Source organism: Nocardioides sp. F233 (genome assembly GCF_057813895.1).
The window spans coordinates 378054-404441 of the sequence record NZ_JBVASH010000003.1 but is presented as its reverse complement, the minus strand read 5'-3'; the positions used below and the strand labels follow the sequence as shown (position 1 = coordinate 404441).

Genomic DNA, 26388 nt, shown 5'->3' with positions numbered 1-26388 from the left:
GGCCCCGGGGTGGGCGAGAATGGCGACGTGCCCCGTCCCCGCCTGCTCCGCGACCGCCCGGTCGCCCGCCAGGTGCTGGTGCTGCAGGTCGGCACGGTGCTGCTGCTCGTCCTGGTCGGCATCCTGATGGCGTCGTACGACGCCCGACGCGACTCCCGGAGCCGAGCGACCCAGCGCGCGGTCGCCGTGGCCCAGACCGTGGCCGACTCCCCCGCCGTCCGGGAGGCGCTGCGCAGCGCCGACCCGACCGCCGAGCTGCAGCCGTGGGCCGAGCAGGTCCGCCGCGACACTGACACCGACTTCGTCGTCGTGATGGGCCTGGACCGCACCCGCTACACGCACCCCGACCCGACGAAGATCGGCGGGAAGTTCGTCGGCGACCTCGGCGACGCACCCCGGGGTGAGGTCTTCACCCAGCAGTACACCGGGACGCTCGGCCCGTCGGTGCGCTCCGTCGTACCCGTGGAGGACGGCGGCAGGGTCGTCGCCCTGGTCTCGGTCGGGATCACCGTCAGCGACATCGACCGCGGCCTGCGGCGCGACGTCACGATCGTCGTGCTGTGCGGCCTGCTGGTGCTGCTGCTCGGCCTCGCCGGCGCGTGGCTGCTGGGCCGGCGGCTGCACCGGGTCACCCACGGGATGGGCGAGCAGGAGCTGGCCCGGATGTACGAGTACTACTCGGCCGTCCTGCACTCCGTGCGCGAGGGACTGCTGCTCCTCGACGGGACCGGCCGGGTGCAGCTGGTCAACGACGAAGCGCGCCGGCTGCTCGCGCTGCCCGAGGACGTCGTCGGCCGACCGGTCGAGGAACTCGGCCTGGCGCCCGGCCTGGTCGCCGCCGCGCGCGGGCGCACCGCCGAGTCCGACGACCTCTACCTCGCGGGCGAGCGGATGCTCGTCGTCTCCGCTGCCCCGGCCCGCTGGGACGGCCGCGACGTCGGCTCGGTCGTCACGCTGCGCGACCACACCGAGCTGCGCTCGGTGACCGGCGAGCTCGAGGTCGTACGGCGGCTCACCGAGTCGCTCCGCTCGCAGAACCACGAGTCCGCCAACCGCCTGCACACCGTGGTGTCCCTCATCGAGATGGGCCGCCCCGACGACGCGGTCGAGTTCGCGACGTCCGAGCTGCACGTCGCCCAGCTGCTGACCGACCAGGTCGTCGGCGCCGTCGAGGACCCGGTGCTGGCCGCACTGCTGCTCGGCAAGACCGCCGAGGGCGCCGAGCGGGGCATCGACCTCGCCATCACCGGCACCGTCCCCGCCGGCACCGCCATCCCGGCCCGCGACCTGGTCACCGTCGTGGGCAACCTGGTCGACAACGCCTTCGACGCCGTCGCGCTCGCCGACCCGCGCCGGGTCGCGGTCGCCTTCGAGGGCGACGCCGGGACGCTCGTCGTACGGGTCGGCGACAGCGGTCCGGGACTCGACGCGCACGCCGCCGAGCGGGCGCTCGACCGCGGCTGGACCACCAAGGCCGAGCCCGGCACCGGCCGCGGGCTGGGCCTCGCGCTGGTCGTCCAGGTGGCCCGCAAGCACGGCGGAGACGTCACCGTCGGCCGATCCGCCCTGGGCGGCGCGGAGTTCACGGTGACCCTGCGCGCAGGAGCGGCGTCATGAGCGTGCGGGTGCTCGTCGTCGAGGACGAGGAGCTGGCGGCCGAGGCGCACGCGTCGTACGTCGCGCGGGTGCCGGGCTTCGCCCTGGCCGGCATCGCCCGCTCGGCGCGAGAGGCAGCCCGGGCCCTGGACGCGGCCCGCGACGCCGGCTCCCCGGTCGACCTGGTGCTGCTCGACATGAACCTGCCCGACACCCACGGGCTCGGGCTGCTGGCCGGCCTGCGCGGCGCGGGCCACCTGTGCGACGTGATCGCGGTGACCGCCGCCCGCGACACCCAGGTGGTGCGCCAGGCCGTCGGCCAGGGCGTCGTGCTCTACCTGCTCAAGCCGTTCACGTTCGCGACCTTCCGCACCAAGCTCGAGCAGTACGCCGCCTACCGCGCCGAGCTCGACGCCGCCCCGGCCGAGGTGGTGCAGGACGAGGTCGACCGGCTGCTCGGGTCATTGCGTCCCAGCGCCACCGCGCCGCTCCCCAAGGGGATGAGCACGGAGACGCTGCGTGCCGTCACGACCGCGCTGCGCGAGGCCGACGGCGACCTGTCGGCGAGCGAGGTCGCGACCGCCGTCGGCAGCTCGCGCGTCACCGCGCGGCGCTACCTCGAGCACCTCGCCGACCAGGGGCTCGCCGCCCGCGGCCTGAGGTACGGCGCGAGCGGCGGGCGGCCCGAGGTCAGCTACTCCTGGCGCTAGCTCTGGACAGGTCGAGACCGGGGTACAGCGGGTGCTTGTCGAGCAGCTCCGCCGAGGCAGAGCGGACCTTGTCGGCCACGCCGTCCGCGAGGACGTAGGAGGCCTTCGACGGCGCACCGGCGGACGTCGTACCGGGCGTGGTGTTCTCGAGGACCTCCACGATCAGGTCGGCGACCGCGTCGAACTCGGCGCCACCGAAGCCGCGGCTGGTGAGCGCGGGGGTGCCGATCCGGATGCCGGAGGTGTACCAGGCGCCGTTCGGGTCGGACGGGACCGAGTTGCGGTTGGTGACGACGCCGGCGTCGAGCAGCGCGGACTCGGCCTGGCGGCCGGTGAGGCCGAACGAGGACACGTCGAGCAGCACGATGTGGTTGTCGGTGCCGTCGGTGACCAGCTTGGTGCCGCGCTTCATCAGGCCCTCGGCCAGCGACTTCGCGTTGTCGGCGACGGCCTGGGCGTAGGTCTGGAAGGCGGGGGTGCGGGCCTCGGCGAAGGCGACGGCCTTGGCGGCCATCACGTGCGAGAGCGGGCCGCCGAGCACCATCGGGCAGCCGCGGTCGACGCTGGGGGCGTACTCCTCGGTCGCGAGGATGAAGCCACCGCGCGGGCCGCGCAGCGACTTGTGCGAGGTGCTGGTGACGACGTGGGCGTGCGGGATCGGGTCCTCGTCGCCGGTGAACACCTTGCCCGCGACCAGTCCGGCGAAGTGGGCCATGTCGACCATGAGGGTGGCGCCGACCTCGTCGGCGATCTCGCGCATCTTGGCGAAGTTCACCCGGCGCGGGTACGCCGAGTAGCCGGCGACCAGGATGAGCGGCTTGAACTCCTTGGCCTTGGCGCGCAGGGCGTCGTAGTCGATGAGCCCGGTCTCCGGGTCGGTGCCGTACTGCTGCTGGTGGAACATCTTGCCGCTGATGTTCGGGCGGAAGCCGTGGGTGAGGTGGCCGCCGGTGTCGAGGCTCATGCCGAGCAGGCGCTGGTTGCCGAGCTCGTGGCGCAGCTTCTCCCAGTCGGCGTCGGAGAGGTCGTTCATGTTCTTGACGCCGGCGTCCTGCAGCCACGGTCCCTCGACGCGGTGGGCGAGGATCGCCCAGTACGCCGTCAGGTTGGCGTCGATGCCGGAGTGGGGCTGGACGTAGGCGTACTCGGCACCGAACAGCTCGCGAGCATGCTCGGCCGCGAGCGCCTCGACGGTGTCGACGTTCTGGCAGCCGGCGTAGAAGCGGTGGCCGACCGTGCCCTCGGCGTACTTGTCGCTGAACCAGGTGCCCATGGTGAGCAGCACGGCCGGGGAGGCGTAGTTCTCGCTCGCGATCAGCTTGAGCGACGCTCGCTGGTCGGCGAGCTCCTGGCGCGTCGCGTCCGCGATGCGCGGCTCGACGGAGGCGATGACCTCCAGGGCCTGGTTGTAGGCGCTGCTGACGAGGGCGCCGTTGAGGGAGTTGTCGCTCATGGCGCACAGCGTAGTGGCGAACACCCGCTGGCGCGCTGGCAGGCAGCACCTGGTGTGACGTGCGTCGCAGGTCCCGCCTGAACGGGCGGTTCCAGCGGACGATCTGTCCACATTATGGGAATGGCATCCAGATAATGAGATTCAGATTTGTGGACCCGACGTCCGAGGGATGAGACTCATTGACATGGTCACTGCTGCCACCCATGCGCACCTCGTGGTTCGACGCCACGTGGACTTCGGGCGCACGCGCAGCATGATGTGTTGGCCCCGCTGACGTCGCCGCCGCATCCACCCGAGCCGCACGCCCTCATATCCAGGCGTACCCATCAGCGAAGGACCTCCTCTCAGCATGCCTGACCTGCGCTTCAAGCCCGAGCGAGCCAAGTTCACCGAGATCCCGCGCCCGAAGCGCGCGGAGGGCCAGTGGGCTCTCGGCTACACCGAGCCGCTCAACAAGAACGAGCAGTCCAAGAAGGACGACGACCCGCTCAACGTGCGGGACCGGATCCTCCACACCTACTCCAAGCGCGGCTTCGACTCGATCGACCCGGCCGACCTGCGCGGCCGCTTCCGCTGGATGGGCCTCTACACCCAGCGCAGGCCCGGCATCCTCGGCAACGAGACCGCCGCCCTCGAGGAAGAGGAGCTGGACGACCGCTACTTCATGCTGCGGGTCCGTTCCGACGGCAAGCTGCTGGCGCCGGCCGCGGTCCGCACGCTCGGCACCATCGGTGTGGACTTCGCCCGCGACACCGCAGACGTCACCGACCGCGAGAACATCCAGTACCACTGGATCGAGATCGAGAGCGTGCCCGCGATCTGGGAACGCCTCGAGGCGGTCGGCCTGCACTCGCTGGAGGCCTGCGGCGACTCACCGCGCCCGTTCCTCGGCTCCCCCGTCGCGGGCGTGGCCAAGGACGAGATCATCGACGGCACGCCGGCGCTGCTCGAGATCGAGCGCCGCTACATCGGCAACAAGGACTTCTCGAACTTCCCGCGGAAGTTCAAGACCGCGGTCACCGGCCACCCGAGCATGGACGTCTCCCCCGAGACCAACGACGTGTCCTTCGTCGGCTCGGTGCACCCCGAGCTCGGCCCGGGCTTCGACGTCTGGGTCGGCGGCGGCCTGTCCACCAACCCGATGCTCGCGCAGAAGCTCGGCGTGTGGATCCCGCTCGACGAGGTCCCCGACGTCTGGGCCGGTGTCGCCGGCATCTTCCGTGACTACGGCTACCGCCGCCTGCGCTCGCGCGCCCGGCTGAAGTTCCTCGTCGCCGACTGGGGTGTCGAGAAGTTCCGCGAGGTCCTCGAGAACGAGTACCTCGGCAAGAAGCTCGAGACCCTCGAGTCCCCCGAGACGCCCGTCGGCCACCGCGACCACATCGGCGTCCACGAGCAGAAGGACGGCCGCTTCTACGTCGGCCTCGCTCCCTCGGCCGGCCGGATCTCCGGCACCGCCCTGGTCCAGCTCGCTGACCTGATGGAGGAGTTCGGCGTCGAGGGTGCCCGCCTGACGGCGTACCAGAAGATCGTCCTGATCGGCGTCGACGGCGACAAGACCGAGGCCCTGCTCGACCGCCTCGACGGCATCGGCCTGACGGCCCGTCCCTCGAACTGGCGCCGCAACACGATGGCCTGCACCGGCATCGAGTTCTGCAAGCTGGCCCTGGTCGACACCAAGGAGCGGGCGCGCCTGCTCACGGTCGAGCTCGAGAAGCGCTTCCCCGACCTCGACACCCCGATCACGATCAACGTGAACGGCTGCCCGAACGCCTGCGCCCGCACCCAGATCGCCGACATCGGCCTCAAGGGCCAGATGGTGCTCTCGAACGGTGAGCAGGTCGAGGGCTTCCAGGTGCACCTCGGTGGCGCCACCGGCCTGCGCGCCAACTTCGGCCGCAAGCTGCGCGCCCACAAGGTCACCAGCGTCGGCCTCGACGACTACGTCACCACGATCGTCACCAACTACCTCGCCGACCGCAACGACGGCGAGGCGTTCGACGAGTGGGTCCACCGCGCGGACGAGGATCTGCTGCGCGGCGAGAAGACCCTGGAATCTGTCTGATGGCACACGGGTCGGTCGAGCCGGGCAGCGGACGGAGCGCGCGCGCCGCGTCGCCGTTCCACTGCCCCTATTGCGGCGACACCGACCTGTGGCCACGCGAAGCAGGCGGCTGGGAATGCCGCAGCTGTCTCCGCGCCTTCAGTCTTCAGTTCCTGGGGCCCGCCGCCCCGTCCGCCCGCACCCCTGAAGGAGGTGCTTCATGACCACCGCCACCACGCGTGCTGCCCGCGAGTTCCGCGGGTCGCACACCGCCGGCCGGTCCCCTGAGGAGCTCCGCGAGCTGGTGTCCCACTGGGGCGCCGAGCTCGAGCTCGCCCCTGCCGAGGTCATCATCGAGTGGGCTGCCGCCACGTTCGGCGAGCGGTTCTGCATCACCTCCTCGATGGGCGACGCCGTCCTGGCGCACCTGGCCGAGAAGGTCGTGCCCGGCGTCGACGTCGTCTTCCTCGACACCGGCTACCACTTCGTCGAGACCATCGGCACCCGCGACGCCGTCGCGGCCACGATGAAGGTCAACCTGATCTCGATCACCCCGGTCCAGACGGTCGCCGAGCAGGACGCCGAGTACGGCCCCGAGCTCTACAAGCGCGACCCCGACCTGTGCTGCGCCCTGCGCAAGGTCAAGCCGCTGGCCGACTCGCTCGCCAAGTACGACGCCTGGGCCACCGGTCTGCGCCGCGCGGAGACGCACAACCGCGTGATCGCTCCGGTGATCGGCTGGGACGCCAAGAAGCAGAAGGTCAAGGTCTCCCCCATCGCCCGGTGGAGTGACGAGCAGGTCGAGCGCTACATCGCCGAGAACGGCGTGCTCGTCAACCCGCTCGTCTACGACGGCTACCCGTCCATCGGCTGCGCGCCGTGCACCCGCCGGGTCGCCCCCGGCGAGGACCCGCGCAGCGGTCGCTGGGCCGGCACCAACAAGACCGAATGCGGGATCCACTCATGACCACCCGCATCCCGGAGGACCGCACCCTGGAAGAAGGGGGGAACCGACGATGACCGCTCCGGCACTCATCGCCCTTGCCCACGGCAGCCGCGACCCGCGCTCGGCCGCCACCGTCTCCGCGCTCGTCGACGCGACGAAGGCGTTGCGTCCCGACCTGCGCATCGAGAAGGCGTTCCTCGACCTCGCCAAGCCGAACTTCCACACCGTCGTGGACCGGCTGGTGAAGGCGGGGTACGACGAGATCGTCGTCGTACCGCTGCTGCTGGTCGAGGCCTTCCACGCCCGGGTCGACGTGCCCGAGGTGATCGCCGAGGCCACGACGCGCCACCCCGGCCTGCAGATCCGCGCCACGGCCGTGCTCGGCCTCGAGGCGCGCTTCCTCGAGGTGCTCGACGAGCGGCTCCGCGACGCGCTGAAGGACGCCCGGGTGCGCGAGCTCGACGCGCTCGTGCTCGCCGCTGCCGGTACGTCGGACCCGCTGGCCAACCAGGCCGTCGCCCGGCTCGCCCGGCTGTGGGGCGCGCACCACAAGCTGCCCGTCACGGCGGCGTACGCCACCAGCGCCCCGCCGGCCACCGGCGAGGCCGTGCGTGCCTTCCGCGCCGAGGGCCGCCGCCACATCGCCGTCGCCTCGCTGTTCCTGGCGCCCGGCAACCTGGTCGACCGGGCCACCGAGCTCGCCCTGGAGGCCGGCGCCGTCGCCGTCTCCGAGCCGCTCGGCGCCCACCCGGAGATCGCCCGCACGATCCTCGCCCGGTACGCCGTCGGCGCGGTCGAGCTGGTCCCCGTCTGACCGACCCGGCGCCGTCGCTACGCGCCAGGCTCGTGGGTGCCGGCCAGGAGGTCAGCGGCCAGGAGCGCCAGGTGGAGGGACGTCCGCGTCTCACCGTCGTCGAGGCAGACGCCGAGGATCCGCTCCACCTGGGCGATGCGATCGTAGAGAACCGGCCGCGACACGTTGATGCTGGCGGCTGCTGCTGACTTGCTGTTGGGATGCTCGAGCAGTGCTCGCAGCGCCTGCTCGAGCCGGCCGTCGAGCCCCACGTCGGCCGAACGCAGCCCGGCGAGCTGTCGGTCGCAGAAGACGGCCAGTCTCTCGTCCCCGATCAACGCGGTCAGCAGCCCGCGTACCTGAGCGTCCACGAGGTGGTGGACCGTTCCGCTCGCTGCCTGCGCCGGCAGCGTCAGCAGGATCTGGTGCGCTTCGCGGAGAGTTCGGTCGGCCGAGGCGAAGTCGTCCACCACGCCGCCGGCGGCGGCCAGGAAGCCGACCCGACGGGGAATCGTTCCGACGAGGTCGTCGGCGGCCTGCGTCGCCGACACACACCGCGGCACCGACAGCAGGACCCTCACGACGTCGCCGATGGCGCTGGTCAAGGCAGCCATGCGGCGAGTCGCGACAGCGTGCACGACGGCGGACAGCAGCTCGCCCGTGATGCCGTTGCGGCGGACGTGCTCGGGATCGTGGCGCAGGGCGAGGGCGATGAACTGACGCTCGGCCGTGGGCATCCCCGCCACGTTGCAGCGCTGTTCGACCTCGGCAGCGGCCGGGTCCGCGAGAAGCGCGACGAGCAGCTCGCTGTGAACCTGCCGTTCGCGGCTGGTGCGTTCGCGGTGGTGGAGCATGTGCATCGCAAGTGCCGCCGCGCCCCGTTCGGCCACGGCGATGAGCCGCTGAGGCGGCTCCGCCGGCGAGTCGATGACGAGGCGCCCCCATCGCCGTTCGGTCCGACCGATGCGGACGACGAGCCAGCCGTTGCTCGGGTCCCAGCTGGTGCGGCCACGTGGGTGCACGGCGGCCGACCGCCGCTGCCAGTCCTCGAGGAACGACGCGGTGTCTCCGGGGCCTGCCACGTAGTCGAGGATCCTGCCGCCCTCGCTCTCGAGGACGACCGCGGCCCCGGCGAGCCGTGAGACGGCCGCCAGGATGTCATCGGGAGCGGCCTCGTCGACGCTGAGGGCTGTGAAGATGTCGTGCACCTGCTGCGACTCCCGCAGCTCGTGCAGCTGTCGATCGACGATCCGTTCACCGACGCTCTGGGCGAGGCTCGCGAACCGGATCTCGCGACGCAACGCCGCCAGGGGAAGTCCCAGTCCGTCGCACGCTGCCGTCAGCGCGGCCGGCACGCTGTCCCAGCGCCGTCCGAGCTCGACGAAGAGCCCTGCTGCACCTGATTCGGCGAGGCTCCGCGCGAAGTCGGACAGGTCCGCCTCCCGGTCGGGCAGCGCGATGCCGGTGGTCAGCACCAGGTCCCCGGCTCGGAGCAGGTCGGCGATGTCCGGCAGCTCGGAGGTGTGGACCCACCTGACCGCCCGCCGGAGTCCGTCCGCGCCGGCCACCAGCACCGGCTCTGCGGCGCGCACGACGGGCATCTCCAGGACATCCGCGACCGTCACCGCCACCGGACCCCGCCTCTTCTCTCAATGCTGGGCAGACGGGGCGGGCGCAGCTCCCGCCCAGGCCGACGCGGCCACGAGCTCGGCCACCACGGTCTCCGACAGGAGCCGGACGTCGTCGTCCTCGTCGTGCCTGTACCTGATGGAGCTCGCAGCGCCGAACGGGACCGACGTCGGCCCGACGGCGACGACGGTGGTACCTCGCTCCTCGACCCATCGCAGCATCTCGGGCTCCCAGCGGGAGCCACCCAGGAGGAGCAGGCGGTAGTCGAGCGTCTTGGTGAGGTAGACGTCGACATGACTCCAGTCGCCCGTCTCGCAGCCGACCGCGGACAGCCGGGGTCCCTCGCGCAGCATCAGTGCCGACTGGAGCGCCGACGACAAGCGGCGGGCGGGAGCCGCGATCCAGGACCCGGCAGGCCCGAGGAGCAGCTCGCTCGTGCGCGGCAACCAGGCGTCGACCCGATCGAGCAGGTCCTCGGTCGCCTCCGCCGCCCGCAGCAGGGTCGCCGGGTCGAAGCCGGGGCTCGACGAGAGGAGGAGGCCGAGGGTGTGCTGGAACGTACGGCACGCGACGCCGCCGCGCTCCGGACCGGCCAGGAGCGGGAGGACGTCGTCGCAGAGCGCCTCGAGGTCAGAGCCCGCGTGGTTGGTGACCGCGACGAAGCTCGCTCCGGCGCAGTCCTGCTGCCGGAGCCGGCGTACCGCGTCGATGGTCTCGGGTGAACCGCCCGACGCTGACACGGCCAGGACCAGGTCGCCCTCACGCAGGCGAGGCAGCAGGTCGGTGCTGGCCAGCTCGGCGTGGGCGTGCTGCCCATCGCGACGCAGACGTGCGGCGACGACCTGGCCCGCGTAGTGCGATGACCCCATGCCGACCAGGTAGGTGACCCCCGTCGGTCCGGGGCGGGGCAGCTCCAGATCGGGCAGAGAAGCAGCGAAGGCGCGCAGCCGAGCGGGCTTCTCCTCGAGATCGGCTCGGAAGAGCTCGGGATTCACAGCATTCCCCTCCTGGTCAGGGCGGCTTGCGGCACGAAGCGCCAGCTCGGCAGGAAGTCGGTGGCGTACGCGAGCTCGCGATGGATCTGGTCGGTCATCATCGGCTCCAGCAGCGACTCGTCCAGCAGGTCCGGTCGGCCGCCCGCGGACAGCGCCGCCCGGTAGGAGGAGAGGAAGTCGTGCTGGGTGGCCTCGGTCCAGGCGACGATGTCGCTGTCGGGCACGGGGTCCGCGGCGCGGTGGCGCACCACATGACCGACGTTCTCCAGGGACAGCAGCATGCCGGCGATGTCGTAGGCCGCGGGCCGCTGGGCCATCCGCTCCTCGGCGGAGAGCGTCGGATTGCCGTCGAAGTCGACGATGTACATCCGCCCGTCCTCCTGTCGCAGGAGCTGCCCCACGTGCAGGTCGCCGTGGACGGCGACGTCCGGCGCCCCCGGTTCGGCCAGACCGAGATGCATCAGTGCCACCAGCTCACCCAGGTCCGCCGCCCACCCGGGATGGGTGGACACCGAGCCGCTTTCGAGGCCGAGCGCCGTGCGGGCCTCGCGGACGCACCAGGTCCAGCCGTCCTCGGCTCCCGGGAGGTAGGCCGTCGCCGTCACCAGCGGGACCCAGGACCCGTCGTCGGTGCACCACTCGGCGAGCGCGACGAGCGGGGGCATCGCCTCGAAGCCCGCGCCGGCCAGTCGTCGGAGCCGGTCGCCGGCCGGGTGCGGTCCGACGAACGGCGGGTTGTGCCACTTGGCGACGACCGCGTCGTCGACGATCCACGACGCGTTCGTCTGGTCGACCTCGACCCGGCGCGCGGCGGCGTCCGGGGCCAGATGCGGGACGACGCCGCCCGTCACCCGCACCCGGCCCACGGACCGCGGCTCGGCCGCGGCCCGCAGGAAGGCGAGCGTGGCCTCCGCCGACGCGGGCCGACGCAGGCAGAGATCCTCGAGGTCAGTCGCGGGAAGCACCGTGGTGCTGCCCCACTCGCTCAATGACGTCGGCCGCCTTGCGCAGGCCGTCACGGCCACGGATCGCGGCCCCGATCGCGGTCAGCCGCTCACGCAGGTCGACGTCGGCGACCAGGCGCTCGACGGCGTCGACCAGCTCGGCATCGGCGAACTCGTAGGTCGAGAGCCGGGCGCCGAAGCCGACCTCGTCGACGCGCTGGGCGTTGTCGTACTGGTCCCAGAACAACGGCAGCGCGATCATCGGCTTCCCGAAGTGCAGGGTCTCGGTCGTGGTGTTGTTGCCGCCGTGGGTGATGACCAGGTCGACGAGCGGGATCACCCGGGTCTGCGGGACCATCGCTGCGCCGTACATGTTCTCTCCGAGGCGCAGCTCCTCGGCTCGCGGCCCCATGCTGACGATCACCTGGTGTCGGGTCGTGGCGAGCACGTCGATCAGCCGCTGCATGAGCGCGACGTCGGCGCCGCCCAGCGACCCGAGGGAGAGGTAGATCAGTGCCGCTCCGGGCTCCCGGTCGGCGAAGGCCTCGGGAAGGGTGAACTCGTCGTCGGTCTCGCGGACGCTGGAGTCGATGCGATGCCAGCGCTCGTCGAGCGGGCGCTGGTCGGTGTAGTCGAGCTCCTCGGGGAAGACGTAGAGATTGGCGTCCGGCGAGGTGTGGATCCACTCCCCCTCGGGCAGCGGCGCCGCGCCCTGGGCGACCACCCAGCCGTTGAAGTCGTCCCACAGGGCCTTGTGGGTCCGCTCGTACTCGGCGACGTACTCGGCCCAGCCGGAGCGGTCGGCGGCCGGATAGCCCGAGAACGGCGGTGCGATGTCGTCACCCCGCACCTCGAGCGGGTTGCAGGAAACGATCCGGACGAACGGCACGCCCGCCGTCGTCAGTGCGGGGAACGCGACGACGTTGTCCTCGACGATCACGTCGGGGCGATGGCGGGCGATGATCTCCCGCAGCTGCGGCTCGCAGTACTTCGCGCCGTCGATCAAGGCCTGGTACGTCGGCTGGATGAAGCTGCCGAGCTGCTCGATGGTGGGCTTGCGGAACTCCGGTGCGGTCTCGTCGATGAAGTCGATCCAGAACTGGCCGGCGGCCTCCTCACCGGCCTCGGGCGCCGGCTCGGCGAGATCGACGAGGTCCTCGTCGAACCCGAGCGGCGCCAGCTTGCCGGCCCACGACCGCTCGGCCGCGAACACGACCCGGTGCCCGCGGTCGAGCAGCACCTTGCCGACACCGATGCACTGGTTGGTCGGACCGTAGGCCGACTCGGGCATGAAGAGGACGGTCAACGGTCGGGTCATGCGGGGGCTCCTTCGTCGGTCGGCAGCGGGTGTCCCGTCGCGAGGCGGGCATAGTCGAGGATCAGCTCCGCGGCTGTCTCGTGGTCGATCTGCTGGTGGCCGGCGACGATCCGGTACCCGTAGGCGTCCTCGAGGGCCACGATGTTGCGGGCGATCGTCGTCGGGCTCTGCGCGAGGTGGAACTCGCCCCGTCCCACGCCGGCAGCCAGGATCACCTCGTACATCGCGACCTGACGGTCGTAGAGGGCCGTGAGCAGCGCCGCGTACACGGGCTGCCGCCCGGCGGCGCCGCCGAGCTCGCACAGCAGCCGCACGGAGGCGTCGTCGCCGTCGACCGGGAGTCCGGTCCGCACGGTGAGCACCAGCTTCCCGACAGGGTCGTCGATCTCGGCCGCGGCAGCGACCCGCTGGTCGTAGAAGCGCTCCATGCCTGCCCGGTTGGCCTCGAGCAGGAGCGCCTGCATGTCGGGGAAGTGGTAGAGCACCGCGCCTGAGGTCAGCCCCGCCTCCTCGGCCACGTGCCGGAGCTTCACCGCCGTGCCGTGCTCCAGCACGGCGCGCTGGGCGGCACCGACCAACTCGTCGCGTCGCCGCTGGTTCTTCGCGCGCGCCACCGTCGTCTCCCTTCGGTCGAAGAAACGTCCTGACGCGGAGTCTTGCAGACCGATCTGGATTTGAACAGGAATTCAAAGAATGGCCGTTTCGATCAGAAATCAAGCGCAAACTGACCCTTGCCACGATTTGAATGTTCATGCAAAGTATCGGCCCAACAGGGCGCGTCGGACCACGGCGCCGCCGGGAAAGGGGCACCACCATGACGCATCCCATGACGAATCCTCCGCACTCTCGGCGCACCACCGGTCGACGTCGGCGCACCGCGCTGCAGGCCACGATCGGCGCGCTGACGCTCACCCTCGGACTCGCCGCGTGCGGTGGATCGAGCGGCGGTGGCGCGCCCGCCGGCAAGGACGACCTCGACCCGAAGGCCGACCTGTCCGAGCAGTCGATCGTCGTGTCGAATTGGGAGGGCTACATGCCCGAAGACATCGCGACGACCTTCGAGAAGGCCGTCGGGGCGTCCGTGACGGTGGCGCAGCACGCAACGAACGAGGAGATCGTCGCCAAGCTGACCGCGACCGCCGACCCCGGCATCGACGTCGCCTTCGTGTCCGGCCAGTACGCCCAGGCGCTCGCCGAGCAGGGACTGCTCGAGCCGATCCACGCCGACCTCGTGCCGAACCTGAGCCACCTCTACCCGGAGGCCAGCACCTTCGCCTACGACAAGGGCAACGAGTACTCCGTGCCGTACACCTGGGGCACCACCGGCATCTGCTACCGCTCCGACCTCGTCAAGCCGGCGCCGACGTCGTGGAACGACATCCTCACGCCCCGGCCGGAGTACACCGGCAAGGTCACCATGCTCTCGACCGAACGGTGGCTGGCCCTACCCGCCCTGAAGTCGTTGGGCTACTCGCTCAACACCACCGACGACGACGAGCTCGCCAAGGCCACCGACCTCCTGCAGGACACCAAGAAGGACCTGCTCGGCTACGACAACACGACCTTCTACGAGAAGCTCATCTCCGGGGAAGCCGTGATGACCGAGTCATGGGACGGGTGGTGCGGCTACGGGACCGCGGAGAACCCCGACATCAAGTTCACGGTTCCCGAGGAGGGCAGCGACCTGTGGGTGGACACCATGGTCGTGCTGAAGTCCTCGAAGAACAAGGAAGCCGCCTTCGCCTTCATCAACCAGATGCTCGACCCGGAGACCCATGCCTGGGTGTCGAAGAACGTCTACTACAACGTCCCCAACGAGGCGGCCGCCGCGCTCGTGACGCCCGAGGAGAAGCAGGCAGCGCCCACGCTCGAGGAGACGCCCGAGCAGCTGCTGAAGGGCGAGGGGCTCGTCGATCTCGGTGAGGACTCGGTGAAGTACACCGATCTCCTGACCGCCGTGACCTCCTCGTCGTGAGCCGAAGCACGACGACCCGGGTGAAGGCCACGCAGCGGCGCAGCGCGATCCTCGAGCGCGTGGCCTTCCTCGGCCCCGGGTTCGCCTTCATGGCGGTCCTCGTGGTCGTCCCGCTGCTGATCGTCCTCAGCTACGCCTTCTTCCGGCGAGGACGGTTCGGCGGCGTGGTCCACGAGTTCACCGTCGACAACATCAGCCGGGCCTTCGAACCGGTCTACCGGCAGGTCATGGTCGACTCTGTCGTGGTCGCGGGCATCGCCACCGTGCTCGCCCTCCTGATCGGCTACCCGACGGCGTACGCCGTTGCCCGGCTCGGGCCGCGAGCCCGGACGATCTGCCTGCTGATGATCGTGATCCCGTTCTGGACGAGCTTCCTGATCCGTACCTACGCCTGGATCGTCCTGCTCAGCACCCAGGGCGTCGTCAACGACGCCCTGGTCGGATCCGGGATCATCGAGGACCGGCTGAGCATGCTCAACACTCGCGGTGCGTCGGTGGTCGGACTGGTCTATGCGTACCTGCCACTGATGATCCTGCCCATCTTCGCCTCGGTGTCGCGGCTCGACGCGGACCTGCGGGAGGCGGCGGGCGACCTCGGCGCGAGCCAGGCGCGCACGTTCCTCGACGTGACCCTGCCCCTGTCGCTGCCGGGTGTCGTGACGGGCTGCATCTTCGTCTTCGTGCCCAGTCTCGGGAACTTCGTCATTCCCGAGCTGCTGGGCGGCGGGAAGACCGTGATGGTCGGCAACCTGGTACGCGACCAGTTCCTCGTGGCCCGGGACTGGCCCTTCGGCGCAACGCTGGCGCTGGTCATGGTCCTCGCCCTGCTCGCGCTCTTCGCGGTCCAGTCGCTCGTGTCCCGGCGATTCGCGGTGAGCGGCCGATGAGCAACCGTCGAAAGGGCATCGGCTGGCTCCGACTCCCCCTCATCGCCTGCCTCGTGTTCCTGTGGCTGCCGATCCTCACCGTGGTCGTCATGTCCTTCAACTCCACGCGGTTCGCCCTGAACTTCAAGGGCTTCTCGCTGCGCTGGTACGGCGAGCTGTTCTCCGACGCCGACCTGGGGCAGGCCCTGGTGAACTCGCTCGTCGTCGCCGTCGGCTCCACCGCCCTCGCCACCGTGCTCGGCACTCTCCTCGCGGTGGGACTGGTCCGGCACGCCCGGTCGACCGTCCTCGACACCCTCGCGATGGCGCCGGCCATCCTGCCCGACCTCGTCCTCGCCATCGGGATGCTCGCGCTGTTCAGCCTGGTCGCCTTCCCGCTCGGGCTCGGCACGGTGCTGCTCGCCCACGCGGCGTTCGGCACCGCCTTCGTCGTCGCGGTGGTCCGCGCCCGGCTCGTCCAGCTGGACGGATCGCTCGAGGAGGCCTCGGCGGACCTCGGCGCCGGCCGGATCGCCACCTTCGTCCACATCACCCTGCCGACGATCTCGCCGGCCGTCGTGGCCGGCGCGCTGATGTGCTTCACCCTCTCCCTCGACGAGTTCGTCATCGCCTTCTTCACCGACGGGCCGTCCACTCCCACGCTGCCGATCGCCATCTACTCCCGAGTGCGGTTCGGGGTCACCCCCGAGATCAACGCCCTGGCCACGCTCCTGCTGCTCGTGACCGTTGTGGTCGTGGCGATCGCCTCGCGAGCCCTGCGCCCGAAGGGAACGTCCCATGACCACGACTGAGTCGACTCCAGCACCAGTGCACGTCGCACCCGATCCGCTCGTCCGGATCACCTCCGTCGGGTGCAGCTTCGGGGACGTCCAGGCTCTCGACTCGGTGTCCCTCGACATCGCTCAGGGAGAGTTCTTCGCCCTCCTCGGGCCGTCGGGCTGCGGCAAGACCACCCTGCTGCGCTCGATCGCGGGCTTCGAGACCCCGGACACGGGGTCGATCACGATCAACGGCACCGAGCTGCTGGGGGTGCCTCCGCACCGCCGGCCGGTCAACATGATGTTCCAGTCCTACGCGCTGTTCCCGCACATGAGCGTGGAGAAGAACGTCGGCTACGGGCTGGCCCGCGCCGGCGTGGCACGCGCCGAGGCCGCGCGCCGGGTCGCCGAAGCGCTGGAGACCGTCTCCCTCGGCCCGTACGCGAAGCGCCGCCCCCACCAGCTCTCCGGTGGCCAGCGGCAGCGGGTCGCGCTGGCCCGCGCGATCGTGAACCGGCCGCAGGTGCTGCTGCTCGACGAGCCGCTCTCGGCCCTGGACAAGCAGGTGCGCGCCGAGATGCAGCTCGAGCTCAAGCGGCTGCAGCACGAGGTGGGTATCGCCTTCATCGTCGTGACCCACGACCAGGAGGAGGCTCTGTCCCTTGCCGACCGGGTCGCGGTCCTGGCCCACGGCCGGGTGCAGCAGGTCGCTCCTCCGCACGAGCTCTACCGGCGTCCGGCGAACCGGTTCGTGGCCGAGTTCGTCGGAAGCAGCAACTTCTTCGCGGCCGACGGGAGCGACGTGCTCGTCCGTCCGGAGGCCATCACGGTCACCGCGCCCGGTGCGGGCACCCTCGACGGCGAGATCATCGACGTCCAGTTCACCGGCGGCAGCTCGACGATCGCGGTCGGTGTCGTGGGACAGGACCGCCCGGTCCTGGTGACCGAGCAGGGCTTCACACGCGTCGTCCGCGGCGACCGGGTCGGGATCACCTGGGACGCCGCCGACGCGGTGAGCATCCCGTGACGGGGTTCGACCCACTCGCCGACGCCGAGCCCCGGCCGTGGTGGCACGCCGATCCCACGGCCGGGCCCGTCACCGAGCCGTTGCGCGCGAAGACCGAAGCAGACCTCGCCGTGGTCGGCGGTGGCTTCACGGGGTTGTGGACGGCGATCGCGGCGAAGCAGAAGGAACCCGGTCGCGACGTCGTGCTGCTCGAGGACCGGTGGATCGGCTTCGGTGCATCCGGGCGCAACGGCGGATTCGTGTCCGACTCGCTCACCCACGGACTCGCCCACGGGGTCGAGCGATGGCCCGAGCAGCTCGACGCCCTGGTCCGGCTCGGCCGACAGAACGTGGCCGGTCTCGTGGCCGACCTGGTCGGCGCCGGGATCGACGCCGACCTGAGGCTGTGCGGCAAGACGGTCGTCGCCACGACACCCCACCAGGCGGCCGGGCTGGAGTCCGCGGCCAAGCTGATGGCCGACCATGGCGAGCAGGTGACGATCCTCGATGCCGAGCAGGTGCGCGCCGACGTCGCCTCGCCGACCTACCTCGGCGGCCTGCGGGTGCGCTCCGGCGGTGGGTTGGTCGACCCGATCGCGCTGGCCGTCGGCCTGCGCCGGTGGGCGCTGGAGCTCGGCGTACGCATTCACGAAGGGACCTCCGTGACCGCGGCGGCTCCGGGGAGCCTCCTGGTCCCGGACGGCCACGTGCGCGCCGGACGCATCGCGCTCGCCACCAACGCCTTCCCCCCGTTGCGGCGTCGGCTCCGCAAGTACGTCGTACCCGTCTACGACCACGTGCTCGTCACCGAACCGCTCAGCCCCGAGCAGTGGTCCCGGATCGGCTGGGCGGAACGGCAGGGCCTGACCGACAGTGGCAACCAGTTCCACTACTACCGTCCGACGGCCGATGGCCGGATCCTGTGGGGCGGCTACGACGCGATCTACTACTACGGCGGCGCCATGGCAGCGGCGCGGGAGCAACGCGACGTGTCCCACCGGCTGCTCGCGCGGCAGTTCTTCGAGACCTTCCCCCAGCTGGAAGGCCTCCGCTTCACCCACCGGTGGGCCGGGGCCATCGACACGAGCAGCCGGTTCACGCCGTACGTCGGCCTCGACCGGTCCGGCCGGATCGGCCATGCACTCGGCTTCACCGGGCTCGGCGTGGCGTCGAGCCGACTCGCCGGTCAGGTACTGGTCGACCTGCTCGACGGTGGTGATGGCCCGAGCGTGCTGACCGACCGGCCGATCCCGTTCCCGCCGGAGCCGGTGCGCTACCTCGCGATCCAGGCGACTCGGGCAGCCCTCGCCCGCGAAGACCTGACCGGCCGGCGCGGCCCCTGGCTCCGGCTCCTCGACCGCTTCGGCGTCGGCTTCAACTCCTGATCCCCAGAAAGGGACCACCATGCTGTTCATCGACGGAACCCGTCGCGCCGGCACCGGCCCGGTGCAGGCGCTCACCAATCCCGCCACTGGCGAGGTGTTCGCCGAGGAGCGGACCGCGAGCGGCCCCGAGGTCGACGAGGCGGTCCGGGCGGCCGTCGCCGCGCTGCCCGCCTGGGCGGCCCGGACACCGTCAGAGCGGGCGACCTGCCTGGTCGCCGTCGCCGACGCGCTCGCCGCGCACGCCGACGAGCTCACCGACCTCGAGGTCCGCGAGACCGGCAAGCCCCGAGCCGTGTTCGCCGACGGCGAGCTGCCCTTCGGCCTGGACAACCTGCGGTTCTTCGCCGGATCGGCCCGATCGCTCGAAGGCTCGGGCGCCGGCGTGCTGAGCACCGGCTACACCTCGGTGCTCCTGCGACGCCCGATCGGCGTGGTGGCGGGGATCGCACCGTGGAACTTCCCGTTCGTCATGGCGATCTGGAAGCTCGGACCGGCGCTGGCCGCCGGCAACACCATCGTCCTGAAGCCCTCGCCCCAGACCCCGTCGACGACCGTGCGGCTCGCCGAGATCGCGCACGCCGCCGGTCTGCCTGCCGGAGTCCTCAACGTCGTCACCGGCGACGCCGAGACCGGGGAAGCACTGGTGGCCCACCCCGACGTGGCGATGATCTCGATCACCGGGTCCACCCGTGCCGGCCGGGCCGTCGCCACGGCCGCGGCCGCGGGCGCCAAGCGACTGCACCTCGAGCTCGGCGGCAAGGCGCCCGCGATCGTCTTCGCCGACGCGGACCTGAACGCGACGGCTGCGGGGATCGCCATGGCTGCGACGTACAACTCCGGTCAGGACTGCACCGCCGCCACCCGGGTCTACGTCCAGCGGGAGGTGCACGACCAGCTGGTCGACGCGATCACCGAACGCTTCGGCGCCATCCGGGTCGGCTCCCCCGACGATCCGACGACCGACATCGGCCCACTGGCCTCGATCGAGCACCGGGACCGGGTGCACGGGTTCGTCACCCGCGCCGTGGCCGACGGCGCCACCCTCCGGTGCGGCGGCACCCCACCGGACGGCACGGGCGCCTACTACCCGCCGACCCTGCTGACCGATGTCGCGCAGGATGCCGAGATCATCCAGGAGGAGGTCTTCGGCCCCGTGCTCGCCGTCGTCCCGTTCGAGCAGGAGGACGACGCCATCGCGCTCGCGAACGACAGCGCCTACGGTCTGGCCTCGTCGGTCTGGACCCGGGACGTGCAACGGGCGCTCCGGGTCGCCCATCGGGTCGAGGCCGGCGTCACCTGGGTCAACGACCACCTGCCGATCGCCTCCGAGGCGCCGCACGGCGGGCGGAAGGCCAGCGGCTACGGCAAGGACATGAGCCACGAGGCGGTCCTGGAGTACACGGTCACCCAGCACGTGATGCTCCGGCACGACGCGCCCGTGGTCCACGACTCGTTCCGTCCCGCCTGACCCCGGCGGGCCGGGCCCCGGCGACGGCACCTACGCAATGTCTGCAGGTCGACCCAAAAGCGACGAAGTGTAGGGACACCGCGAGCAGAACGTCCCCGAGGCTTGCGCCACGTCCCACGCGCGCTCGTCGCGCCTCACAGAACGGTGGTGCCCAGGGAATGCGATCCTCCAAGAACCCGGCGACCGACGCGGTCCGCCGCATCCTGGCAGCCCACGGCGAAGCCGAGCGGACCGGCCGGCCGGTCTCCGAGATCCTCGAGTCCGAGCAGGCGAGCGGCACTGCAGGACCGACCCGACGTGCCGTGCTCCGTGGTCTCGGCGGGGCCGGCGCGGCTCTCGCGATCACCGCTGCCGGGCCGGGGGCACTGCGGGCAGCCGCGGCGACGGCCACCTCCCCCAGCGTGCTGGTCGTCGGCGCCGGCCTGGCCGGCGTCCGCGCCGCGCACTGGCTCTACAAGGTCAAGGGCATCGTGGCCCCGGTCTACGAGGGCAACACCCGTGCGGGCGGTCGCTGCTACTCGCTGCGCGACTACTTCGACGACGGCGCCACGGTCGAGCACGGCGGGGCGTTCATCAACACCGACCACAACGCGACCCGCAACCTCGCGAGCTCGCTCGGACTCAAGCTCGACGCCGTCGCGGGCGGCAACTACCACGGCCTGCCGGACAAGTACTGGATCGACGGGGCGAACTACTCCTACGACGCGGCCAACGCCGACTGGGGACAGGTCTACACCGCTCTGCGTTCCGCGATCGCGAGCGCGCCGTACAGCCAGACCTTCGACAACCACACGAGCGCCGGCGTCGCGCTCGACAACATGACGGTGGACGACTGGCTCGCGGCCAATGTGCCGGGCGGGCTCAACAGCAGGTTCGCCAAGCTGATGCAGAGCAACGTCATGTCCGAGTACGGGCTCGAGCCGCAGCAGCAGTCGGCCCTCAACCTGATCTACCTGTTGGGTTGGAACCCCCGCAACAGCCTCGACCCGATCAACGGCGCCGACGAGAAGTACCACGTCAACGGCGGCAACGACCAGCTCGTCACACGGATGATCAGCGAGCTTCCGGGCGGCACCGTCAAGTACGACCACGCCCTGGTCGCCGTCAAGACGATGTCGAACGGCTCCGTGCGGTGCACCTTCCGCAACGGCGGTTCCTACGTCGATGTCACGACCGACAAGGTCGTCCTCGCGCTCCCGTTCACCACGCTGCGCGACTGCGACCTGACCCAGTCGGGCTTCTCCAGCCTGAAGCTCCGCACCATCGACGAGCAGGGCCTGGGCGCCAACGGCAAGATCCATCTGCAGCTGCGCACCCGGCCCTGGATCCCGCTCGGCCACGGCGGCACGGCCTACACGACGAAGTCCGGGTTCCAGTGTGCGTGGGACGACACGGCGGACCGGGAGACGAGCTCCGGCGTGATGTGCTTCTTCCCGAGCGGCAGCCAGGTCACGAACGGCTGGAGCGGTGCTCCGTTCGGGCCGGCGCCGGCAGCACAGGTGAACGCCATGCTCAGCCAGATCGAACCGATCTTCCCCGGCACCACCGCGGCGTACACGGGGAAGTCCTATAGGGACTTCTGGTACGGGAACCCGTGGTCCAAGGGCGCCTACACGGCGCAGCGCCCCGGCCAGTACACCCAGCTCTTCGGGCAGGGTGCCGTGCCGGAGGGGAACGTCCACTTCGCGGGCGAGCACACGAGCGTGGAGTACTACGGGTTCCTCGAGGGCGCGGTGACCTCCGGCGAGCGGGCGGCCAAGGCCGTCGTCGCCTAGCGGCGCGCTAGAGGACCAGCTGCTCGAGCAGGTGCTCCAACGTCCGGGCCGGATCGGCGGTGACCCCACCGTGGACCGGCCCGGGCTGGAGCACGGTGCTCTTCGGCGCCTTGAGGAACCCGAAGCGGGTGCTGGCGTCGTCCTTCTGGGCGCGGGATCCGTACGCCGTCGCGCGCACGCCCACGCCGAAGCCTGCGTGCGCGTCGCCGCGGCACACCCGGTCGATCGCGTCGAGCGCGGCCTGCACCGAGGCGACGTCGACGTCGGCGTCGAGCGCCCGGATCCGGTCCGCATCCACCGATGAGCGGACGCCGAGGTAGTCCTCGGCCGGGCAGTAGAGCACGACGCCCACGTTGACGAACTCCTCGCGCTCGACGCGAGGGACGCAGCGCAGGGTGACGTACTGGTAGGGCTTCACGACGCCATCTCCGGCGCCGGCAGCCAGGCGCGGCCACCGTCGCGGCGCGCGGCGAGGAAGGCGACGTACCGCTCTCTCAGCGCGTCGGGCGTCTCTGCCCCGGGCACCGGCTCCAGCCAGTCGTCGCACACGTCGGCCAGCACCTTCGCCAGCGCGTCGTCGGTCAGCCGGGCCGCGAGGTCGGCGTCCTGGGCGAGCGCCTGCTCGGCGAACCCGCGCAGGATGTGCTCCGAGGCGTCGTACGGCTGCGCCGCGAAGCGGGCCGGGTCACCCGGGCCGCCGGACCACGAGTGGTGGAAGTACAGCGACGCACCGTGGTCGATGGCCTGCAGGGTGCCGCGCCAGACCAGCAGGTTGGGGTTGCGCCAGCTGCGGTCGACGTTGGCGGTGAACGCGTCGAGCCAGAGCACGCGGCCGGCCAGGTCGGCGTCCGGGGTGCTCGTCGGGTCGTAGCCGAAGGAGCCCGGCAGGAAGTCGATGCCGAGGTTGAGGCCGGTGCTGGCGTTGATCAGGTCCTGCACCTCCTCATCGGCCTCGTAGCGCGCGATCTCGGGGTCGAGGTCGAGCACCACCTGGTCGGGCGTGGGTACGTCGAGCAGCCGGGCGATGCCCGCCACCACGACCTCGGCCACCAGTACCCGGGTGCCCTGGCCGGCGCCGCGGAACTTGCACACGTACGTGCCGAGGTCGTCGGCCTCCACGATCCCGGGCAGGCTGCCGCCCTCGCGCAGCGGCGTGACGTACCGGGTGACCTTGACCTGCTCCATCCGTCCGGTCACAGCGGCTTCTCGTCGAGGAGGCGCTGCTTCTCGTGCTCGACGTCGAAGTCGGCCTTCGGCCAGTCGAGGTCGAAGGCCTGCAGTGCGTCGTGGAGCAGGGTGCCGATCGCCAGGTTGCGGTACCACTTCTTGTCGGCCGGGATCACGTGCCACGGCGCGACCTCGGTGTTGGTGCGCGCGATCGCGATCTCGTACGCCTCCTGGTACGCCGGCCACAGCTCGCGCTCGTCGACGTCGCCGGGGTTGTACTTCCAGTGCTTGGTCGCGTCGTCGAGCCGCGCCAGCAGTCGCGCCTTCTGCTCGGCGGCCGAGATGTGCAGCATGCACTTGATGATGGTGGTGCCCTCGGCCGCCAGCTCGGCCTCCCAGGCGTTGATGGCGTCGTACCGACGCTCGATCTCCTCCTTGGGGGCCAGCTCACGGACGCGCCCGATGAGGACGTCCTCGTAGTGCGAGCGGTCGAAGACGCCGATCAGGCCGACGGGCGGCAGCGCCTTGGTGATCCGCCACAGGAAGTCGTGGGCACGCTCCTCCGGCGTCGGGGCCTTGAACGACGTGATCCGCACGCCCTGCGGATCGACCAGGCCGACCGTCGAGCGCAACGTGCCGCCCTTGCCGGAGGTGTCCATGCCCTGCAGCACCAGCAGGATCGACCGGCGGCCGCCGGACTTGCCGTCGGCGAACAGCCGCTCCTGCAGGTCCTCGAGGTTCGGGCCGAGCGCGGCGAGCGCGGCCTCGCCGTCCTTCTTGTCGCCGTCGAAGCCGGGCGCGGCGTCGGTCTCGACCTTGCCCAGGTCGATCGGGCCGGGTGCGACGCGCAGCGCGGACGTCAGGTCCGAGAGGGGGAAGGCCATGTCAGTGGGCCTGGCCGCCGCGACGGTCGACCAGCGGCGGGGTCGAGGACCACGGGAAGTCGATCCAGGCGTCGGTACGGCGCCACACGTACTCCGGTCGGATCACGGTCCACGGCTTCTCGTAGATCACCGCGGTGCGAGCCTCGGCCACGTGGTCGACGAAGAAGTCGCGGACCACCTCGAGGGTCTTGCCGGTGTCGGCGACGTCGTCGGCGATGAGCACCTTCATGCCGGTGAGGTCGATCGCGGCCGGCGTGGGCGGCAGCATCATCGGTACGTCGAGCCGCTCGTTGACCCCGGTGTAGAACTCGACGTTGACCGCCGACAGGTTCTTCACGTCGAGCGCGTAGCCCAGGCCCATCGCCAGGCCGAGCCCGCCGCGGGCGATCGCCAGCACGATGTCCGGCTCGAAGCCGTCGTCGACCACCTGCTGCGCGAGGTCGCGCACCGCGGTGCCGAAGAGGTCGTAGGTCAGGATCTCGCGCTCAGGCGCCGGGGCCGCGTCAGTCGTCACCCGCCCATTCTGCACCGGCGTCCATCGACTCCGCTGCGGCCCCGAGCTCGCGCCGGACCACGGCGTACGCGACACCGGGTGAGTAGCCCTTGCGGGCCAGCATCCCGACCAGGCGGCGGGTGGCGACCTGCGCGTCGAGGCCGCGCATGCTGCGCAGCTTCTTGCGGACCAGGACCGCCGCCGTCTCCTCCTCGTGCGCCGGGTCGACCTCGGCCAGCACGGTCTTCGTGGTGTCGTCGTCGACGCCCTTGCGGCGCAGCTCGGCGGCCAGGGCCTTCGTGGCCAGGCCGCGGCTGCGTTGCCGGCCTTCGACCCAGGCGCGGGCGAAGGCCTCGTCGTCGACCAGGCCGACCTCCTCGAAGCGGTCGAGGAGGCGGGCGGTCACGTCGGCCGGGACATTGCGTCGGGCGAGGCGGTCCTCGAGCTCCTTGCGGCTGCGGGCCTTGATGCTGAGCTGGTCGAGGAGGATCTTGCGGGCCACCGACTCGGGGTCGGCGTCCTCGGTCCAGCCGTCGTCCTCGGGGGGTTCTTCGTCGTGCATCGGTCGCCTCCTGTCGCATCTCGCGCGCCACGGGTCCAGCACATCCGGCCGGGCCACTTGGGGACGTCCGTCCGGGCGCCTCCGGCGCCTACCGGCACAGCCCGTACGGCTCGGAGCGGGGGCCCCGCCGTCGGCGCGACCCAGCCTCGCCAGGGCTCGTCATTCCAGCGCCGACGGCACCCCGACTTCGCCGCCCGGGCTGTGCCGTCCGGCGCCTGCGGCGCCCGGACGGCCGCAGGGTGCGGCCCGCCCGGATGCGCAGAACGTTCGGGTAACCCGGCCCGGAACCCGGCGGCCCCGAATCTCCCGACCTCTGCTGGCCGGAGCCTCGCGGCCCCGGCCCGCCGGCCTGCCTCGGATCAGAAGGAATCGACGCCGATCGGCTCGTCGGAGAGGTCGTTGAAGTCGCCCTCGACGGTGGGGGTGACGCCGAGCTTCTCGAGGATCTTCTTCTCCAGCTCGTTGGCCAGGTCGGGGTTGTCCTTGAGGAAGGTGCGGGCGTTCTCCTTGCCCTGGCCGAGCTGGTCGCCCTCGTAGGTGTACCAGGCGCCGGCCTTGCGGATCAGGCCCGCCTCGACGCCGACGTCGATCAGGCTGCCCTCGCGGGAGATGCCCTTGCCGTACATGATGTCGAACTCGGCCTGCTTGAAGGGCGGGGCGACCTTGTTCTTGACGACCTTGACCCGGGTGCGGTTGCCGACCATGTCGGTGCCGTCCTTGAGGGTCTCGATGCGGCGGACGTCGAGGCGCACGGAGGAGTAGAACTTCAGCGCGCGACCACCGGTGGTGGTCTCGGGCGAGCCGAACATGACGCCGATCTTCTCGCGCAGCTGGTTGATGAAGATGGCCGTCGTCTTGGACTGGTTGAGGGCACCGGTCATCTTGCGCAGCGCCTGGCTCATCAGGCGGGCCTGGAGGCCGACGTGGCTGTCGCCCATCTCGCCCTCGATCTCGGCGCGGGGCACGAGTGCGGCGACGGAGTCGATGACGATCAGGTCGAGGGCGCCGGAGCGGATCAGCATGTCGGCGATCTCGAGGGCCTGCTCACCGGAGTCGGGCTGCGAGACCAGGAGGGCGTCGGTGTCGACGCCGAGGGCCTTGGCGTAGTCGGGGTCGAGCGCGTGCTCGGCGTCGATGAAGGCCACGATGCCGCCGGCGGCCTGGGCGCTGGCGACGGCGTGCAGCGAGACGGTGGTCTTACCGCTGGACTCCGGGCCGTAGATCTCCACCACGCGGCCACGCGGGAGGCCACCGATGCCGAGCGCCACGTCCAGCGCGATCGACCCGGTCGGGATCACGTCCAGGGGGGCACGCGTCTCGTCGCCGAGCCGCATCACCGAACCCTTGCCGTACTGCTTCTCGATGTTGAGCAGGGCGGTCTCGAGCGCCTTCTGCCGGTCGTCTCCAGCCATGGTCCTCAGTCCTTAGTGTCGTGGTGGGCCAGGTACGTCGGCGACGCTAGGGCGAGGTCCCGACACAACCTGATCAGTCGTGTCGTGGGTGTGGACAACTCGCCCGGACGTCGTACCTGTGGACAGCCGAGGGACCCGATCGGTCCGGCTGCTGCCGTAGGACCAACCTAGCCGAACACCTGTTCGAA

24 protein-coding genes are annotated in these 26388 nt (G+C 71.0%); 12 read left to right on the top strand and 12 right to left on the bottom strand.

Translation table 11 applies throughout. The annotated features are described in order from the left end of the window. The first annotated feature begins 27 nt into the window (after window positions 1–27). Window positions 28–1617 (top strand): sensor histidine kinase, encoded by a 1590-nt coding sequence (locus ACZYRU_RS13185; RefSeq protein ID WP_488957545.1) that lies wholly within the window; start codon window positions 28–30, stop codon window positions 1615–1617. After that, window positions 1614–2306, top strand: coding sequence for a response regulator (locus ACZYRU_RS13180; protein WP_488957544.1), 693 nt, complete (start codon window positions 1614–1616; stop codon window positions 2304–2306). Before ACZYRU_RS13185 ends, ACZYRU_RS13180 begins: the two co-directional genes overlap by 4 nt. On the opposite strand, the gene ACZYRU_RS13175 is transcribed toward ACZYRU_RS13180, so the two are convergent. Continuing rightward, a complete protein-coding gene (locus ACZYRU_RS13175; RefSeq protein ID WP_488957543.1) occupies window positions 2287–3759 on the bottom strand; it encodes a glycine hydroxymethyltransferase in 1473 nt (490 codons plus the stop codon). The genes ACZYRU_RS13180 and ACZYRU_RS13175 overlap by 20 nt on opposite strands. A 349-nt stretch (window positions 3760–4108) precedes the next feature. Between ACZYRU_RS13175 and ACZYRU_RS13170 the strand changes: the two genes are divergently transcribed. From ACZYRU_RS13170 to ACZYRU_RS13160, 3 genes are all read left to right on the top strand, one after another. Then, window positions 4109–5824 (top strand): nitrite/sulfite reductase, encoded by a 1716-nt coding sequence (locus ACZYRU_RS13170; RefSeq protein ID WP_488957542.1) that lies wholly within the window; start codon window positions 4109–4111, stop codon window positions 5822–5824. Between the two features lie 199 nt (window positions 5825–6023). Then, complete coding sequence (locus ACZYRU_RS13165) at window positions 6024–6770, top strand: phosphoadenylyl-sulfate reductase (protein ID WP_488957541.1); 747 nt, start codon at window positions 6024–6026, stop codon at window positions 6768–6770. Between the two features lie 49 nt (window positions 6771–6819). After that, the gene (locus tag ACZYRU_RS13160) at window positions 6820–7563 is read left to right on the top strand and encodes a sirohydrochlorin chelatase (protein WP_488957540.1); all 744 of its coding nucleotides are present in this window, start codon (window positions 6820–6822) and stop codon (window positions 7561–7563) included. A 17-nt stretch (window positions 7564–7580) separates the two neighbouring features. On the opposite strand, the gene ACZYRU_RS13155 is transcribed toward ACZYRU_RS13160, so the two are convergent. The 5 genes from ACZYRU_RS13155 to ACZYRU_RS13135 are packed head-to-tail and all read right to left on the bottom strand — an operon-like array spanning window position 7581 to window position 13042. After that, window positions 7581–9173 carry a PucR family transcriptional regulator gene (locus ACZYRU_RS13155; protein ID WP_488957539.1) on the bottom strand — a complete coding sequence of 531 codons (1593 nt, stop codon included), beginning with the start codon at window positions 9171–9173 and terminating at the stop codon, window positions 7581–7583. An 18-nt stretch (window positions 9174–9191) separates the two neighbouring features. Next, window positions 9192–10166 carry an SIS domain-containing protein gene (locus ACZYRU_RS13150; RefSeq protein ID WP_488957538.1) on the bottom strand — a complete coding sequence of 325 codons (975 nt, stop codon included), beginning with the start codon at window positions 10164–10166 and terminating at the stop codon, window positions 9192–9194. Then, on the bottom strand, window positions 10163–11131 hold the full coding sequence (locus ACZYRU_RS13145) for a hypothetical protein (protein ID WP_488957537.1): 969 nt from the start codon (window positions 11129–11131) through the stop codon (window positions 10163–10165). Before ACZYRU_RS13145 ends, ACZYRU_RS13150 begins: the two co-directional genes overlap by 4 nt. Beyond that, window positions 11115–12428 (bottom strand): nucleotide disphospho-sugar-binding domain-containing protein, encoded by a 1314-nt coding sequence (locus ACZYRU_RS13140; protein ID WP_488957536.1) that lies wholly within the window; start codon window positions 12426–12428, stop codon window positions 11115–11117. The genes ACZYRU_RS13145 and ACZYRU_RS13140 overlap by 17 nt, the downstream gene beginning before the upstream one ends. Beyond that, window positions 12425–13042, bottom strand: a complete 618-nt coding sequence (locus ACZYRU_RS13135) for a TetR/AcrR family transcriptional regulator (protein WP_488957535.1) — start codon at window positions 13040–13042, stop codon at window positions 12425–12427. Before ACZYRU_RS13135 ends, ACZYRU_RS13140 begins: the two co-directional genes overlap by 4 nt. Window positions 13043–13254: 212 nt before the next feature. Between ACZYRU_RS13135 and ACZYRU_RS13130 the strand changes: the two genes are divergently transcribed. From ACZYRU_RS13130 to ACZYRU_RS13100, 7 genes are all read left to right on the top strand, one after another. Then, window positions 13255–14403 (top strand): polyamine ABC transporter substrate-binding protein, encoded by a 1149-nt coding sequence (locus ACZYRU_RS13130; protein ID WP_488957534.1) that lies wholly within the window; start codon window positions 13255–13257, stop codon window positions 14401–14403. After that, window positions 14400–15290 carry an ABC transporter permease gene (locus ACZYRU_RS13125; protein ID WP_488957533.1) on the top strand — a complete coding sequence of 297 codons (891 nt, stop codon included), beginning with the start codon at window positions 14400–14402 and terminating at the stop codon, window positions 15288–15290. Before ACZYRU_RS13130 ends, ACZYRU_RS13125 begins: the two co-directional genes overlap by 4 nt. After that, window positions 15287–16081 carry an ABC transporter permease gene (locus ACZYRU_RS13120; RefSeq protein WP_488957532.1) on the top strand — a complete coding sequence of 265 codons (795 nt, stop codon included), beginning with the start codon at window positions 15287–15289 and terminating at the stop codon, window positions 16079–16081. The genes ACZYRU_RS13125 and ACZYRU_RS13120 overlap by 4 nt, the downstream gene beginning before the upstream one ends. Then, window positions 16068–17075 carry an ABC transporter ATP-binding protein gene (locus ACZYRU_RS13115; protein WP_488957531.1) on the top strand — a complete coding sequence of 336 codons (1008 nt, stop codon included), beginning with the start codon at window positions 16068–16070 and terminating at the stop codon, window positions 17073–17075. Before ACZYRU_RS13120 ends, ACZYRU_RS13115 begins: the two co-directional genes overlap by 14 nt. Then, window positions 17072–18439 (top strand): NAD(P)/FAD-dependent oxidoreductase, encoded by a 1368-nt coding sequence (locus ACZYRU_RS13110; protein WP_488957530.1) that lies wholly within the window; start codon window positions 17072–17074, stop codon window positions 18437–18439. Before ACZYRU_RS13115 ends, ACZYRU_RS13110 begins: the two co-directional genes overlap by 4 nt. A 19-nt stretch (window positions 18440–18458) precedes the next feature. Then, a complete protein-coding gene (locus ACZYRU_RS13105; protein WP_488957529.1) occupies window positions 18459–19907 on the top strand; it encodes an aminobutyraldehyde dehydrogenase in 1449 nt (482 codons plus the stop codon). A gap of 158 nt (window positions 19908–20065) precedes the next feature. Then, window positions 20066–21682: a flavin monoamine oxidase family protein gene (locus tag ACZYRU_RS13100; protein ID WP_488957528.1), complete on the top strand. Its 1617-nt coding sequence runs from the start codon at window positions 20066–20068 to the stop codon at window positions 21680–21682. A gap of 7 nt (window positions 21683–21689) precedes the next feature. On the opposite strand, the gene ACZYRU_RS13095 is transcribed toward ACZYRU_RS13100, so the two are convergent. From ACZYRU_RS13095 to recA, 6 genes are all read right to left on the bottom strand, one after another. Then, window positions 21690–22100, bottom strand: a complete 411-nt coding sequence (locus tag ACZYRU_RS13095) for a DUF3037 domain-containing protein (RefSeq protein WP_488957527.1) — start codon at window positions 22098–22100, stop codon at window positions 21690–21692. Then, entirely contained in the window at window positions 22097–22879 is a 783-nt protein-coding gene (locus ACZYRU_RS13090; protein WP_488957526.1) for a HipA family kinase, read from the bottom strand. Before ACZYRU_RS13090 ends, ACZYRU_RS13095 begins: the two co-directional genes overlap by 4 nt. Further along, complete coding sequence (locus ACZYRU_RS13085) at window positions 22876–23733, bottom strand: PPK2 family polyphosphate kinase (protein ID WP_488957525.1); 858 nt, start codon at window positions 23731–23733, stop codon at window positions 22876–22878. The genes ACZYRU_RS13090 and ACZYRU_RS13085 overlap by 4 nt, the downstream gene beginning before the upstream one ends. A 1-nt stretch (window position 23734) precedes the next feature. Then, the gene (locus tag ACZYRU_RS13080) at window positions 23735–24247 is read right to left on the bottom strand and encodes a phosphoribosyltransferase family protein (protein WP_179725843.1); all 513 of its coding nucleotides are present in this window, start codon (window positions 24245–24247) and stop codon (window positions 23735–23737) included. After that, entirely contained in the window at window positions 24237–24788 is a 552-nt protein-coding gene (locus ACZYRU_RS13075) for a regulatory protein RecX (RefSeq protein WP_488957524.1), read from the bottom strand. The genes ACZYRU_RS13080 and ACZYRU_RS13075 overlap by 11 nt, the downstream gene beginning before the upstream one ends. Before the next feature lie 359 nt (window positions 24789–25147). Continuing rightward, on the bottom strand, window positions 25148–26200 hold the full coding sequence (recA, locus tag ACZYRU_RS13070; RefSeq protein WP_488957523.1) for a recombinase RecA: 1053 nt from the start codon (window positions 26198–26200) through the stop codon (window positions 25148–25150). Between the last annotated feature and the right edge of the window lie 188 nt (window positions 26201–26388).

Coding starts and splice junctions, on each gene's coding strand:
- ACZYRU_RS13180 (WP_488957544.1), top strand. CDS start 1,614: ATGAGCGTGCGGGTGCTCGTCGTCGAGGACGAGGAGCTGGCGGCCGAG.
- ACZYRU_RS13175 (WP_488957543.1), bottom strand. CDS start 3,759: ATGAGCGACAACTCCCTCAACGGCGCCCTCGTCAGCAGCGCCTACAAC.
- ACZYRU_RS13170 (WP_488957542.1), top strand. CDS start 4,109: ATGCCTGACCTGCGCTTCAAGCCCGAGCGAGCCAAGTTCACCGAGATC.
- ACZYRU_RS13165 (WP_488957541.1), top strand. CDS start 6,024: ATGACCACCGCCACCACGCGTGCTGCCCGCGAGTTCCGCGGGTCGCAC.
- ACZYRU_RS13160 (WP_488957540.1), top strand. CDS start 6,820: ATGACCGCTCCGGCACTCATCGCCCTTGCCCACGGCAGCCGCGACCCG.
- ACZYRU_RS13140 (WP_488957536.1), bottom strand. CDS start 12,428: ATGACCCGACCGTTGACCGTCCTCTTCATGCCCGAGTCGGCCTACGGT.
- ACZYRU_RS13130 (WP_488957534.1), top strand. CDS start 13,255: ATGACGAATCCTCCGCACTCTCGGCGCACCACCGGTCGACGTCGGCGC.
- ACZYRU_RS13120 (WP_488957532.1), top strand. CDS start 15,287: ATGAGCAACCGTCGAAAGGGCATCGGCTGGCTCCGACTCCCCCTCATC.
- ACZYRU_RS13115 (WP_488957531.1), top strand. CDS start 16,068: ATGACCACGACTGAGTCGACTCCAGCACCAGTGCACGTCGCACCCGAT.
- ACZYRU_RS13105 (WP_488957529.1), top strand. CDS start 18,459: ATGCTGTTCATCGACGGAACCCGTCGCGCCGGCACCGGCCCGGTGCAG.
- ACZYRU_RS13100 (WP_488957528.1), top strand. CDS start 20,066: ATGCGATCCTCCAAGAACCCGGCGACCGACGCGGTCCGCCGCATCCTG.
- ACZYRU_RS13085 (WP_488957525.1), bottom strand. CDS start 23,733: ATGGCCTTCCCCCTCTCGGACCTGACGTCCGCGCTGCGCGTCGCACCC.
- ACZYRU_RS13075 (WP_488957524.1), bottom strand. CDS start 24,788: ATGCACGACGAAGAACCCCCCGAGGACGACGGCTGGACCGAGGACGCC.
- recA (WP_488957523.1), bottom strand. CDS start 26,200: ATGGCTGGAGACGACCGGCAGAAGGCGCTCGAGACCGCCCTGCTCAAC.